Here is a 15,854-nt window from a genome sequence, read left to right as displayed (position 1 = left end):
GTACTGGGGTCACGGTGTTCGGCGAGCCGGGACGGTTCACGGCGTTCATCCCGCCGAGGTGCTGCGGCGCAGCCGGGTGTTGATGAACGCCAACATCTCGTCGTCCGAGGCCGCTTCGAGTTCCTCTGCGACGCTGTGCCCGGCGGGTGTCGCGCCGCCGGTGTTCGTGCCGGTGCCGCCGTTCCAGGTGGCGAGCAGGGTTTGGAGCCGCTTGGTGATGCCGGCTCGATCCGTCTCACCGACGGTGGCCGACGCCAGGCCGGTGGCCAGGCGGTCGAGTTCGGCGTGGACGAAATCGGCGCCCGCCATGCCGTCCTCCAGGAGTTCGGCGAGCAGCAGGTCGACGAGGGCGAGCGGGGTCGGGTAGTCGAACACGAGCGTGGCCGGCAGGTTCAGGCCGGTGAGCCGGTTCAGCCGGTTGCGCAGGTCGACGGCGGTGATGGATTCGAAGCCGAGTTCGCTGAAGGCGCGTTCGGCCCGGATCTCCTCGACGCAGTCGTGCCCCAGCGCGGCGGCCGTGTGCGCGCTGACCAGCTCCAGCAGGCGGTGCGCGCGGTCCGCCGGAGACAACTCGAGGAGTTGGCGCCGGAGTTCGTCGGCCTGGTCGGCGGCGGCGCGGGTCTCCTCGTCGAGTGCGGCGAGGGCGGTGCGGGCCTCGGGGACGGTGTCGATCAGTCGGCTGGGACGCAGGCCGGTGAAGGCGCCGGTGAAGACCGGCCAGTCGACGTCGGCGACGGTCACGCAGGTATCGTCGTGGTCGAGGGCCTGCTGGAGTGCGGTCAGGGCGAGTTCGGGGTCGAGCAGGCGCAGGCCGCCGAGGTCGATCCGGCGGATGGCGCGGGTCGCTTCGGGGTCGCCGGCCGGGTACGCGTCGGCCGACAGGTCCCAGACCGGCCAGGCCACGGACAGGGCGTGTCGGCCCTGTGCGCGGTGCCGCTGGGCCAGGGCGTCCAGGTGCGCGTTGGCGGCCGCGTAGGCACCGTGTTCGCCGCTGCCCCAGGAGGCGGCGACCGAGGAGAAGTAGACGACGGTGCGCAGTTCGTCCGGGTCGAGCAGCTCGTCCAGGAGTTGGGCGCTGTACGCCTTGTCGGCCAGCACGTCGGCGAGCGCGGCCGGGTCGGTGTCGAGCAGCGGGGCCAGGCCCGGGTCTCCTGCGGTGTGCATCAGGTCGGTGATCCGGTGGCCCGCCGCGGTGAGCCGCGCCAGGAGGGCGGTCACCTCCTGGCGGTCGGACATGTCGCATTCGGCGGTGGTGAATCGGGGGCTCGCGCTGCCCGCCTCCGCGTCGAGGCGGGCGGCGGCTTCGGGATCGATCCGACCGGCCAGGACGAGGTGTTCGGCGCCGCGCTCGGCCAGCCGGTGGGCGAGCCGGATCTCCAACGGCCCGGTGCCGCCGGTGATCAGGACGGTGCCGGACGGCCGCCAGTCCCGGACGGCGTCGCCGGCGGGCAGTGGAGCCCGGACCAGCCGGCGGACGGAGGTCCCGGCCGCGCGGAGGGCGAGCTGGTCCTCGTGCGCGGCGTTGACCAGTGCTTGGCGCAGCCGGTCGGCGCCGGCCGCGTCGAGGTGTTCCGGTAGGTCGATCAGGCCGCCCCAGCGGTCCGGCAGTTCGAGTGCGGCCACCCGCCCCAGGCCCCAGATCCGGGCCTGTTGCGGGTCCCGGGGCGCCGGTTCGCCGTCGACGGCGACGGCACCGCGCGTGAGGCACCACAGCCGGGTGTCGGCGGTGAGGTCCGCGGCGGCCTGGGCCAGGAGCAGGGTGCCGACGAGGCCGGCCGGGGCCGCCCCGGTATGCGGGTGCGCGGTGCCGTCGAGGCCGAGGAAGGACAGGATCCCGATCGGTCCGGGGCCCTGGGGTCGGGCCTCCTCCAGGCTGCGGACCAGTTCGGCCCGGGTGCCGCGGGCCGGGTCGACGATGAGGGTAGTGACGGTCGGGCTGCGGTCGGCCAGAGCCGCGATCAGGGCCGTGGTTTCCTCGTCCGCCGCCAGGACCGCCGGTACGACTGCCAGCCAGGCGGTGGGGGCGGCGGGGTCGCCGGGCAGGTCGAGGGCGGGCTGCCAGCCGGCGCGGTAGCGCCAACCGTCCGCCGTCCGCTGCTCGCGGGCCCGGCGCCGCCAGGAGTGCAGGGCGGGCAGTACCGCCTGCCAGGGCTGCCGGTCGGGGGCGTCGAGCAGGTCGGCGAGGGCCTGCGGGTCCTGGGTTTCGACCAGTTCCCAGAACCGGGTCTCGGTCGGGTCGCCGGTCGCGGCGCCGTACGCGGCGGCCGTGTCGTCGGCCGCGTCGAGCCAGTAGCGCCGCCGGTGGAAGGGATAGGTCGGCAGGTCGACGACGCCGGGGCGCCGGCCGGCGAAAACGGTGCTCCACCGCGGCGCAACGCCCCGCACGGCCACCTCGCCCACCGAGAGCAGGAAGCGTTCGAGGCCGCCGTTGTGGCGGCGCAGACTGCCGATCACCGCGTGCTCGGCGCCGAGGGCTGCCGCGATCTCCTCGATCGGGTTGACCAGGGTGGGATGCGGGCCCACTTCGATGAACGTGTCGTAGCCCTGCTCCAGCAGGCCGCGGACAGTCTGCTCGAACCGGACGGTGCGGCGCAGGTTGGTGTACCAGTACTCGGCGTCCAGTTCCGCCGGGTCCAGCGGGCCGCCGGTCACCGTCGAGTGGAAAGGCACCCGGCCGGTCACGGGGGTGATCTCCGCGAGGTCGGTGCGCAGTCGGTCGCGGATCTCGTCGACGTGCGCGGAGTGCGAGGCATAGCTCACCGGGAGGATCCGCGCGCGTCCAGCCTCGGCGGCCATGGCCCGTACCGCCGCGGGCTCTCCGGAAACAACGACCTGGCCGGGGCTGTTGACCGCGGCGAGGGACAGTCCGCCGCCGAGCGCCGCGATCCGCTCGGTCGCCTCGGCTTCCGACATGGTGACGGACGCCATCAGGCCGCGGTCGGACAGGTCGAGCAGTGCCCGGCTGCGCAGCGCGACAATCTTCGCGCCGTCCTGGAGGGTCAACGCGCCGGCGACGCAGGCCGCCGCGATCTCGCCCTGCGAGTGGCCGACGACGGCGGCGGGTCGGACGCCGTACGCGCGCCAGAGTTCGGCGAGGGAGACCATCACGGCCCACAGGGCGGGCTGCACCACGTCCACCCGGGCCAGGCCGGCGCCCTCGGGGTCGCGCAGCACGTCGGTCAGCGACCAGTCGACGTATGGGGCCAGGGCCGCCGCGCAACGCTCGATGTGCTCGGCGAACAGCCGTTCCTCGTCCAGGAGTTCGGCGGCCATGCCGGCCCACTGCGAGCCCTGGCCGGGGAAGACGAATACGGCGCGTTCGCGGGCGGGGCCGGTTCCTTCGGCGACGCCCGTGCGTGCCTCGCCTGCGGCCAGGCCGTCCAGTGCGCGCAACAGGCCGTCCCGATCCCGGGCCACGGCGACCGCGCGGTGGGCGAGCCGGGTTCGGGTGGTGGCCAGCGAGAAGGAGACGTCGGCCAAGTCGAGTTCGGGGTGCTGCCCGAGGTGGTTGCGGAGCCGGTCGGCGACGGTGCGCAGGTCGCTTGCGGTGCGGGCGGACAGCGGGTACGGCAGCGGGGCGGTGGCCGGGGGCTCGTCCCCGGGGGTGTCCGGGTCCGTCGGGGCGGTGGCGTCCGGGTACGTGGGCTCGGGGGCGTCCGGGAACGTCGGTTCGGGGGGCGCCTGTTCCACGATCACGTGCGCGTTGGTGCCGCTTATTCCGAACGAGGAGACGCCGGCCCGGCGCGGCCGGTCGGTGTCCGGCCAGGGCGTCTGCTCCGTCAGCAGCTCGACCCCACCGGCCGACCAGTCGATGTGCGGTGACGGCGCGTCCACGTGCAGCGTCTTGGGGAGCACGCCGTGCCGCAGCGCCATGACCGTCTTCATCAGTCCCGCCATGCCGGCCGCGGCCGCCGCGTGCCCGAGGTTGGACTTCACCGAGCCGAGCCGCAACGGCCGGTCGGCGGGCCGGTCCCGCCCGTAGGTGGCGATCAGTGCGTGCGCCTCGATGGGGTCGCCCAATGTGGTGCCGGTGCCGTGCGCCTCCACCGCGTCCACCTGATCGGGTGTCAGCTCGGAGTCGGCCAAAGCGAGTCGGATCACCCGCTGCTGCGACGGTCCGTTCGGCGCGCTCAGACCGTTGCTGGCGCCGTCCTGGTTGACGGCGCTGCCGCGGACCAGCGCCCACACCCGGTGCCCGTTCCGGCGGGCGTCCGAGAGCCGTTCGAGCAACAGTACGCCGGTGCCTTCGGACCAGCCGGTGCCGTCGGCCGCCGCCGCGAACGACTTGCAACGGCCGTCCCCGGCCAGCCCACGCTGGCGGCTGAACTCGACGAAGCCCGTCGGGACCGCCATCACGGCGACGCCCCCGGCGAGGGCCGCCTCGCATTCGCCGCGCCGCAGCGCCTGGACGGCCAGATGCAGCGCCACCAGCGAGGACGAACACGCGGTGTCCACGGTCACCGCCGGGCCCTCGAGGCCGTAGGTGTAGGCTAGTCGACCGGACAGCACGCTGCCCGCGCTGCCGGTGAGCGCGTAGCCCTCCGCGCCGTCCGTTCCGCGCGCGCCCATCCCGTAGCCGGAGGGTGAGCCGCCGACGAAGACGCCGGTGGAGGTGCCCCTGAGCGCTGTCGGGTCGAGCCCGGCGCGTTCGAACGCCTCCCAGGAGGTCTCCAGGAGCAGCCGCTGTTGCGGGTCCATCGCCAGCGCCTCGCGCGGCGAGATCCCGAAGAAGCCGGGGTCGAACTCGGCGGCACCGGGTAGGAATCCGCCGTGTCGGGTGTACGAGGTGCCGGGACGGTCCGGGTCCGGGTGGTAGAGGCCGTCGAGGTCCCAGCCCCGGTCGGCCGGGAAGGGGCCGATCGCGTCGGCGCCGTCGGCGACCAGCCGCCACAGGTCCTCGGGGGAGGCGACACCGCCGGGAAACCGGCAGGCCATTCCGACGATCGCGATCGGCTCGTGCGGCGCGGCCCGGGCGGCGGCCGGGACCGGCGAGCCGATGAACCGTTGTTCACCGGCCAGTTCGTCGCACAGGTGCGCGGCCAGCGCGGCCGATGTCGGGTGGTCGAAGACGGTGGTGACGGCCAGCGGGAAGCCGATCAGGACGCTGAGCCGGTCGCGCAGTTCGACCGCGGTGAGCGAGTCGAAGCCGAGGTCGCGGAACGCGCGGTCGGCGTCGACCGTCCGCGCCGAGGCGTGCCCGAGTACCTGCGCGACCTGGGCGCGTACCGCGTCGAGCGCGAGAGCGGGCCGGTCGGCGGGCGGGGCCGCGGCGAGACGGCGTCCGAGTTCGGAGTCCGTCGAGGTCTCGTGCCTGCCGCCCTCCGGAATTTCGGTGGCCGGGGCGAGGTCACTCAGCAGCGGGCTGGGTCGCAGCGCGGTGAAGGCGGCGGCGAACCGTTGCCAGTCCATGTCCACGACGGCCACCGTCGCCTCCGGGCCGCCGGCCGCGCGGGCGAGCGCGGCCAGGCCGTCGGCCGGGTCGAGCGGGCGCAGGCCGCGCCGAGCCAGCCGTTGCACGTCGCGCTCCGCGCCGACCATGCCGTCGTCGGCCCAGGGACCCCACGCGATCGAGGTCGCGGCCAGGCCGCGGCCGCGGCGCTGCTCGGCCAGCGCGTCCAGGGCGGCGTTCGCCGCGGCGTAGGCGCCCTGGACGCCGCCGCCCCAGACGCCGGCGACCGAGGAGAACAGCACGAAGGCGTCCAACGGCCGTTCGCCCAGCACCGCGTCGAGATTCGCGGCACCTACCGCCTTGCCCGCGAGGATGTCCGCGCAGCTCTGCGGGTCGGTGTCGAGGACGGCGCAGTCCTGAGCGAGCCCCGCGGTGTGCACGACGGCCCGGATCGGATCGCCGTCGGCTTCCGCCTCGGCGACGAGCCGGGCCAGTGCGGCCCGGTCGGCGAGGTCGCAGGACACCACGATGGCCCGCGCGCCGAGATCGGCGAGGTCGGCCGTCAGCCGGTCCACGCCGGGGGTGTCCGCGCCCCGCCTGCCGACCAACACCAGTTCGTCCGCGCCACGTTCCGCGGCCCACCGGGCCACCCGGGCGCCGAGGCCGGTGGTCCCTCCGGTGATCAGGATCCGACCGGCGGGCTGCCAGTCGGCGCAACGGCCCGCCGGCCGCGCGGCGGACAGCCGCCGTACCCGCACCCCGGCGGCGCGTACGGCGACCTGGTCCTCGGCGCCGTCGGCGATCATCGCCGCCGTCCGGGACCAGGCCGGCGCGTCGGGCGCGTCGGGCAGGTCGATCAGACCGCCCCACAGGGCGGGGTGCTCCAGCGCGACGGTACGGCCCAGGCCCCAGATCTGGGCCTGTTCGACATACCGCAGCGGATCCGAGGGGCCGGTGGTCACCGCACCCTGGGTCAGGCTCCACACCCTGGCCGCCGAACCCAGGTCGCACAGCGCCTGGACGAGGGCGAGGGTGCCGGCCAGGCCGGTGCTCAGCCCGGGGGTGTCGGGGTCGGGGGCCGTTTCGCGGCCGAGGAGCGAGACGACACCGGTAACGTCGGCGTGATTCCGGAGCAGTACGGCCAGCGCCTCGCGGTTCAGCGCGCCGGGCTCGACGGTGACGTGCTCGACGTGCGCGCCGCGCTCTTCGAGCGCGCGCCCACACGCCGTGGTGAACGTGGTGTCGCCCGCGCGCGACGAGATCAGCATCCAGGCGCCGGACAGCCTGGCAGTCGGCGGTTCGGCGACCGGCCGCCACCGCACCGTGTACCGCCGGCCGGCCTCGGGGTCGATCCCGGCGGTCTCTCGGGCGGCAGCGGTGCGGACGGCGGGGTGCTCGGTCGCGAGCCAGTAGTGCCGCCGCTGGAAGGCAAAGGTCGGCAACTCCACGCGGCGGCCGCCGCGCCCGGCCAGAATGCCGGACCAGTCGACCCGGATTCCCGCCGTGTGGAGGGTGGCCAGCGCGGTGATCGATGTCGCCGTGTCCGCGTGGTCCCGGCGCAGGAACGTCACGACGGTCGGGCCCGCCTGCGGATCGGTGTTCTCCCGTGCCATCGCGCCGGCCACAGCGTCGGGGCCGATCTCCGCGAAGGCGGTGGTGCCTTGGGCGGAGAGCGAGCCGATCCCGTCGGCGAAGCGGACCGGTTCGCGAACCTGGCGCACCCAGTAGCCGGGGTCGGTCAGTTCCTCGGCCTCGGCGATTCGGCCGGTGAGGTTGGCGACCACCGGGATCCGCGGGGCCGCGTACGAAACGCCTTCGAGAACCCTGCGGAACTCCGCGAGCATCGGCTCCATGCGCGCCGAGTGGAAGGCGTGCCCCACCCGCAGCCGCCTGGTCCTGCGGCCCTGCTCCGCGAACTGCGCGGCGACCGCCAGAACGGCTTCCTCGTCGCCCGAAATCACCACGGACGTCGGTCCGTTGATCGCGGCCACACCGACCGTGTCGGAGCCTTCCAGGGCGGTACGAACCTCGGCCTCGGCGGCCTGCACCGCGACCATCGCACCACCCGCCGGGAGCGCCTGCATCAACCGGCCCCGCGCGGCCACCACCACGGCCGCGTCCTCCAACGACCACACCCCCGCCACATGCGCGGCGGCCAACTCACCGATCGAATGCCCCAACAGGAAGTCCGGCCGCACACCGAACGATTCCACCAACCGGAACAGCGCCACCTCGACGGCGAACAACGCCGCCTGCGTGAACACCGTCTCGTCCAACAAACCCTCGGCACCCTCCGCACCGAACACCACATCCCGCACCGAATACGCGACATGCCCCACCAACCGACGATCCAACTCGACAACAGCAGCATCGAACGCCTCCGCGAACACCGGGAAACAGTCGTGCAGCTCACGCCCCATCCCGACCCGCTGACTCCCCTGCCCACTGAACAACAACGCCAGCCGACCGTCGGCGCGCACGCTGCCCTGCCGAACTCCCGGACCGGGAGCGCCCTCGGCCAAAGAGGCGAGTCCGGCGAGGAGTTCCGCGCGGTCCGCGCCGAGGACGGCGCCGCGGACGTCCAGCGCCGAGCGGGTCGCGGCGAGCGAGTAGGCGAGGTCGAGCGGGGTGAGGTCGGGGTGCGCCCGGATGTGGTCCAGCAGACGGCGGGCCTGCGCGCGCAGTCCGGGTTCGGAGCGGGCGGAGACGAGCCAGGGTAGGAGGCCGGGCGCCGCTTCGGACACCGCCGCTTCGACCCCACCCGCGGACCCGCCGTCGCCTTCGGCTCGGGGCGCCTCCTCGGCGGGCGCGGCCTGCTCGATCACGACATGCGCGTTCGTACCGCTGATCCCGAAGGAGGAGACGGCCGCACGGCGCGGCCGGCCGGTCTCCGGCCACAAACGGGCCTCGGTCAGCAACTCGACCGCGCCCGCCGTCCAGTCCACGTGCGGCGTCGGCGCATCGACGTGCAACGTCCTGGGCAGGATGCCGTGCCGCATCGCCATCACCATCTTGATCAGCCCCGCCACACCCGAAGCGGCGGCCGAATGGCCCAGGTTGGACTTGAGCGCACCGAGCCACAGCGGCAGCGCCGGGTCGCGGTCCCGGCCGTACGTGGCCAACAGCGCCTGCGCCTCGATCGGGTCGCCGAGCGCGGTGCCGGTGCCGTGCGCCTCCACCGCGTCCACCTGATCCGCCGTCAGCCGGGCGTTCTCCAGCGCCTGACGGATCACCCGCTGCTGCGAAGGGCCACTGGGGGCGGTCAGCCCACTGCTGGTCCCGTCCTGGTTGACCGCGCTGCCACGCAGCACGGCGAGCACCTGGTGGCCGTTGCGCCGCGCGTCGGCCAGCCGCTCGACCAGCACCACGCCCACGCCCTCGGACCAGCCGGTGCCGTCGGCCGCGGCGGCGAACGCCTTGCAGCGCCCGTCGACCGCGAGGCCGCGCTGCCGGCTGAACTCGACGAACAGGGCCGGGTCCGACATCACCGTCACCCCGCCGACCAGCGCGAAGGAGCACTCGTCCTGTCGCAGGGCCTGCGCGGCCAGGTGCAGCGCGACCAGCGAGGACGAGCACGCCGTGTCCACGGTTATCGCCGGGCCCTCGAACCCATAGGTGTAGGAGAGCCGGCCGGACAGCACGCCGGCGACGTTCCCGGTCATCGAGTAGCCTTCGACGGCCGGTGGCAGGTCGCTCAGGTTCTCGATGTAGCGGGTCGCGCCGGCCCCGACGAAGACACCGGTACGGCTGCCCCTGAGCGTGGCCGGATCGATCCCCGCCCGCTCGAACGCCTCCCACGACGTCTCCAGGAGCAGGCGCTGCTGCGGGTCCATCGCGAGCGCCTCGCGCGGCGAGATACCGAAAAACTCCGCGTCGAAGTCGGCCGCGTCGTGGACGAAACCGGCCTGGCGCACATAGCTCTTGCCGGTCGCGTTCGGGTCCGGGTCGTAGAGCCCCTCGACATCCCACCCCCGGTCGGTCGGGAAGTCGGAGATCACGTCGGCCTCGGCCGCCACCAGCCGCCACAGATCCTCGGGCGAGCGAACTCCTCCGGGAAAACGGCAGGACATGGCCACGATGGCGATCGGTTGCCGGCCGCGCGCCTCGACGGCGGCCAGCCGCCGCCTGGTCTGCTGGAGCTCCTCGGCCGCGCGCTTGAGGTAGTCGCGGAGTTTCTGCTCCGTGTCGGTGTCGTTCATCGTCCACGCTTTCCAGAGGGCGGAGGGGTCCGGATCGGTCGGCGGCCGACGGGTGCGGCCGGCCGCAGGGTCAGTCGAGCCCCAACTCCTTGTCGAGCAGGGTGAACATCTCGTCGTCGGTCGCGGCGTTCAAGCCGCCCGGCCGGTCGTCGCCGGCGGCGGGTGCCGCCTCGTCCGGTACTTCCTCGAACCGCCACAGCAGCGTCTGGAGCCGGCGCAGCACCGCGGCCCGGTCCTCGCCCGGGCCCGGGAGCGAGGCGGCGAGCGCCGCTTCGAGCCGGTCGATCTCGCCGACCAGCGGTGCCACCGGGTCCACTTCCCGCACCAGGCCCAGCCCGTCCTTGAGGTGCCGGGCCAGTGCCTGTGGGGTCGGGCAGTCGAAGATCACCGTGGCGGGCAGTCCCAGCCCGGTGGCGGTGCCGAGCCGGTTGCGCAGTTCGACTGCGGTGAGCGAGTCGAAGCCGGACTCCAGGAAGCCGCGGTCGGACGAGATCGCCTCCATCGAGGCGTGCCCGAGCACCGCGGCGCAGTGGCCGCGGACGAGGTCGACCAGGATGCGCTCCTGCTCCGCCTCGGACCGGCCCCCCAACTGCCGGGCGAGCGTCGACGACTCCGCGGGTTCGGCGGACGCGGCGGCCCGACGCAGCGGCGCGCGCACCAGGCCGTGCAGAGGCGCGGGCAGGTCACCGGACTCGGCCGCCTTCCGCAGCGCACCGAGGTCGAATCGAACCGCGGCCGGATTCGCCTCGGCGACGTTCAGGGCCGCGTCGAGCAGCCCGAGGCCCTGTTCGGCCGTCATCGCGGCGATGCCGGAGCGGTGCATCCTGGCGAGGTCCTGCCGGCCGAGTTGCCCGGTCATGCCACTCGTGGCCGCCCACAGCCCCCACGCCACGGAGGTGCCGGGGAGGTCGGCGGCCTGCCTGCGGACGGCCAGCGCGTCCAGGAAGGCGTTCGCCGCCGCGTAGTTGGCCTGCCCGGGGCCACCCAGCATGCCGGCGATCGAGGAGAAGAGAACGAAGGCGGAGAGGTCGTGCTCGGCGGTGAGTTCGTGCAGGTTGACCGCGCCGTCGACCTTGGATCGCAGGACCCGCTCCAGACGCTCCGGGGTCATCGACTCGATCAGGCCGTCGTCCAGGACACCGGTGGCATGGACAACCGCCGTGAGCGGCGCGCCTGCGGGGATCCGCGCCAGGACCGCGGCGAGGGCTTCCCGATCGGCCGCGTCGCACGCCTCGACCGCGACTTCGGCGCCGAGGTCGATCAACTCCGCCACCAGCGCGTCCGCCTCGGGGGCGTCGGGGCCGCGCCGGCTCGCCAGTACGAGGTTGCGCACGCCGTGTCGGGTGACCAGATGGCGGGCCACCAGGCCCCCCAGGGTGCCCGTGCCGCCGGTGATCAGGACGGTCCCACCCGGATCGAGCGGCACCGGCATCCGCAGCACGAGCTTCCCGGTGTGCCGGGCCTGCGACATGAACCGGAACGCCTCCGGCGCCCGCCGCACATCCCACGACCGCACCGTGATCGGCGCCAGCACGCCTGATCCGAACAGCGGCATCAACTGGGCGAAGAGCGCCCGGATGTGCTCCGGGGCGACCGTCATCAGGTCGTACGGGCGGTACGTGGTGCCCGGGTGGGCGGTGTGCACCGCGTCCGGGTCACGGATGTCGGTCTTGCCCATCTCCAACAACCGGCCACCATCGGCCAGGAGCCGCAGCGAGGCGTCCACGAACTCACCCGCGAGAGAGTTCAACACCACATCCACACCACGCCCACCGGTGGCCGTACGGATGTGCTCCTCGAAGTCGAGCGTGCGGGAATCGGCGATGTGCGCGTCGTCCACACCGAGCGACCGCAACGTCTCCCACTTGCCCTCACTCGCCGTCGCGAACACCTCGGCACCCAGATGACGCGCGATCTGCACCGCCGCCATCCCCACCCCACCCGCACCGGCATGAACCAACACCGACTCACCGGCCCGCAAACCACCCAACTCCACCAAGCCGTAATACGCCGTCAGAAACACCACCGGCACCGACGCCGCCCGCTCGAACGACCACTCGTCCGGCAGCTTCGTCACCATCCGGTGGTCGGCGACGGCGTGCGGCCCGAACGCGTCCGGGAAGAGCCCGAACACCGAGTCACCGACTGCGAGTTCGGCGACCGCAGCGCCCACCTCGGTGACCACACCGGCACCTTCGCCGCCCATCGACGCGGCACCCGGATACACACCCAACGCGATCAACACGTCCCGGAAGTTGAGACCGGCCGCCCGGATGGCGATCCGGATCTCGTGCTCGCCGAGCGGCCGTTGTGCGGTGTCGTCGGGGGGAAGAAGGGCCAGGCCCTCCAGGGTGCCGGTGCCCCTGGTGCGCAAGGCCCAGTCGCCGCGCGGCGGGACCAGGGCGCCGCCATCGCGGCCGGTCGGGCCGGAGCGGACCAGTCGGGGTACCAGCGCCTGTCCGTCGCGGAGCGCCGACTGCGGTTCGCCGCTGCGCACGGCGGCTCGGAGCAGCATCGCGGACTCGGGACTGTCGTCCGTGTCCACCAGCATCAACCTGCCGGGGTGCTCGCTCTGGGCCGAACGCACCAACCCCCACACGGAGGCATGCGCGAGATCCGGCACCGTGTCGCCGGCCGCCGCAGCCACCGCGCCATGCGTCACCACGACCAGCGGTTCCGGACCGCCCTCACCCGCGAGCAACTGCTGAACCCCCGCCAGTACAGCGGCGGTTGTCGCCGACACCGAGTCCGCGAGCCCGTCGCGGTCCGTGGCCGCGGAGGGCACGCAGTCGAGAATGGTCGGCTCGCCGGGGTCGATGGAACCCGCGGGCACTGCGGTCACGTCGACCGGCACCCAGCTCATCCGGTAGAGGGCCCCGCCCGTGTCCTCGCGCACGGCGCCGAGTTGCTCGGGAGAGACGGTACGCAGCGCCAACTGCCCGACGGCGAGCACCGGACGGCCGGCTCCGTCGGCGGCCTGGATGGCGAGCCGCTCGGGGCCGGCGACGGACAGCCGCAGTCGTAGCGCCGAGGCGCCGGTGGCCAATAGGACCACGTCGGTCCAGGCGAACGGCAACCGGACGAGACCGTCCTCGACGCCCGCGCCGGTGAGTTTCGCGGCGTGCAGGGCCGCGTCGAGCAGCGCCGGGTGCAGGCCGAATCGGTCTGCGGAATTGGTGAGTTCGTCGGGGAGCGCGACTTCGGCGTACACCTCGTCGCCGAGGCGCCACGCGGCGCGCAGGCCCCGAAACGCCGGGCCGTAGCCATATCCGCTCTCGGCCAGGTGCGGGTAGAAGCCGTCCAGTTCCACGGGCCGGGCCCCGGCCGGTGGCCACGTGGCGAGGTCGAAGTCGAGGTCCGGGGCGTCGGCGCCCGGATCGGCCGCTGCGGCCAGCGTGCCGGTCGCGTGCCGGGTCCAGACCGCCCCGTCGCCGGGATCGGCGTTGGCGTCGTCCTCCGGCCGGGAGTACAGCTCGACACTGCGGCTACCGTCGCCCTGCACGCCGCCGATCGCGACCTGCACCTGTACGCCTGCCCGTTCGGGCAGCACGAGCGGTGCCTCCAGGGTCAGTTCGGCGACCCGGGCGCAGCCGACGGTGTCGGCGGCGTGCACGGCCAGTTCGGCGAGTGCCGAGCCGGGCAGCAGGACGGTGCCGGCGACCGCGTGATCCGCGAGCCAGGGGTGGGTACACAGCGAGAGCCGCCCGGTGAGCACGACCTGGTCGGTGCCGGCGAGCCGAACCGCCGCGCCGACCAGCGGGTGCCGGCCGGAGGCGAGTCCGAGGTCGGTGGCGTCCGTGTGCGGGGCAGAGGCGCTGTCGAGCCAGTAGCGCCGGCGCTGGAAGGCGTACGTTGGCAGTTCCACGCTCGCGGTCGCCGTTCGCACTCCCGTTTGCCCTCCGGTTCCGGCTCCGGCTTCCGTTCCGGTTCCCACGCCGGCTCCCGTCGCCGTGAAGAGAGCCGACCACCGCACGGGCACGCCCGCCACGTGCACAACGCCCAGCGCGCCGACGGTCGTCTCCACCTCGGGGCGTTCGCGGCGCAGTACCGGTACGGCGGTGACGTCGGTGCCCGCGTCCAGGCAGTCGCGCACCATCGCGGTCAGCACGCCTTCCGGGCCCAGTTCGAGAAAGGCCGTGACGCCCTCGGCGTCGAGTGCCGCCACGCCATCGGCGAATCGCACCGCCTCGCGCACCTGCCGCACCCAATACTCGGGGGTGCGCAGTTCGTCGGGCTCGGCGATCGCGCCGGACAGGTTGGAGACCAGCGGCACGGTGGTCGCACCGAAGGTGACGGTGGCCAAGACCTGCCGGAACTCCGCCAGCATCGGTTCCATCCGCGCCGAGTGGAACGCGTGGCTGACCTGGAGCCGCCGCGTCTTGTGCCCCGCCAACGCGAATCGGGCGGCGGCCCGCGACACCGGCTCCTCGTCGCCGGACAGGACTACCGAGGTCGGGCCGTTGACCGCAGCCACGGTCACGCTCCCGCGCTCGTCGTCCCGTTCCGCGGCGGCCAGGCCGTCCAGCGCCTCCTGTTCGGAGACCGAGACGGCGACCATCGCGCCGCCGGCGGGCAGCGCGTGCATCAGCCGGCCGCGGGCGGCCACCACGACCGCCGCGTCCGGCAGCGACCAGAGGCCCGCGACGTGGGCGGCGGCGAGTTCGCCGATCGAGTGGCCCAGCAGGTAGTCGGGTCGCACCCCGAACGACTCGGCGAGCCGGTAGACGGCGACTTCGAGGGCGAACAGACCCGCCTGGGTGAAGACCGTCTCGTTCAGCAAGCCCTCCGTGCCGTCGGCTCCGAACACGACATCGCGCACCGAGTAGGCCGCATGCCCGGACAGCTGCCGGTCGAGTTCGAACACCACGGTGTCGAACGCCTCGGCGAAGACCGGGAACGCCTCGTACAGCTCGCGGCCCATTCCCATCCGCTGGCTGCCCTGGCCGGTGAACAAGAACGCCACCCGGGAATCGGGGCGGGCCGAACCCACCACCAGGCCGGACGCGGGCCAGTCCTCGGCGAGCGCGTCGAGCCCGGCCAGCAGCTCGTCACGGCCGCGCCCGACGACGACGGCACGCTCCTCGAACACCGCGCGGGATGTCGCCAGGGCGTGCCCGATGTCAGCCGTTCCGAGCGCGTCGTCACCACGCACCAGAGCGGCGAGGCGCAGCGCCTGACCGGCGAGGGCCTCCTTCGTCCGGGCGGACAACAGCCAGGGCAGGACGCGCTCCGGGGCCGTGGGTCCTCCGCGCCCGGCAGCGGGCACCGGTTCGGGTCCCTGCTCCAAAACGACGTGCGCGTTGGTCCCACTGGCGCCGAAGGACGACACACCGGCCCGGCGGGGACGGCCCGTATCGGGCCACGCGCGGGCTTCGGTGAGCAGCTCGACCGCACCCGCCGACCAGTCCACGTGCGGGGAAGGCTCATCGACGTGCAGCGTCTGCGGCAACACGCCCGCACGCATCGCCATCACCATCTTGATCACGCCCGCCACGCCGGCGGCGGCTTGCGCGTGACCGATGTTCGACTTCAACGACCCGAGGTAGAGCGGACGTTCGTCGGTACGGTCCTGGCCATACGTGGCGATGATCGCCTGCGCCTCGATCGGGTCACCCAGTGTCGTACCGGTGCCGTGGCCTTCCACCGAGTCCACGTCCTGCCGACCGAGACCCGCATTGGCCAGGGCCTGCTGGATGACGCGTTGTTGGGACGGGCCGTTGGGCGCGGTGAGACCGTTGCTGGCGCCGTCCTGGTTGACCGCGGTTCCGCGCACGACGGCAAGGACGCGATGGCCGTTGCGTACGGCGTCCGACTGCCGCTCCACCAGCAGTACCCCGACACCCTCGGACCAGCCCGTGCCGTCCGCGGCGGCCGAGAACGCCTTGCACCGCCCGTCCGGCGACATTCCGCGCTGACGGCTGAACTCGACGAACAGGCCCGGGTTGGTCATCACGGTGACCCCGCCGACGAGGGCCATCGAGCACTCGCCGCTGCGCAGCGCCTGACCGGCCAGGTGCAGCGCCACCAACGACGACGAGCACGCCGTGTCGACGGTCACCGCCGGGCCCTCGAACCCGAAGGTGTACGCGACCCGGCCCGACACCACGCTCGCCGACGAGCCGGTGCCGAGGTAGCCCTCCACTTCCTCGGGAACGTCGGCGAGACGGGCCGCGTAGTCGTGGTACATGACGCCGGCGAAGACGCCGGTCTGGCTGCCCCTCAACCCGGCCGGGTCGATCCCGGCCCGCTCGAACGCCTCCCACGAC

Annotated in this window: 2 protein-coding genes; both read right to left on the bottom strand. The window is 73.6% G+C overall.

The features are described from left to right. Positions 1-45: 45 nt before the first annotated feature. Positions 46-9,588, bottom strand: a complete 9,543-nt coding sequence (locus ACIRL2_RS35290) for a type I polyketide synthase (RefSeq protein WP_402237720.1) — start codon at positions 9,586-9,588, stop codon at positions 46-48. A 70-nt stretch (positions 9,589-9,658) separates the two neighbouring features. Further along, positions 9,659-15,854 (bottom strand): type I polyketide synthase (locus ACIRL2_RS35285; protein WP_402237717.1); only part of this gene is annotated, 6,196 nt, incomplete at its 5' end.

Source organism: Embleya sp. NPDC127516 (assembly GCF_044765325.1).
Taxonomy (GTDB): Bacteria; Actinomycetota; Actinomycetes; order Streptomycetales; family Streptomycetaceae; genus Embleya.
This window is presented reverse-complemented; position numbering and strand designations above follow the sequence as displayed.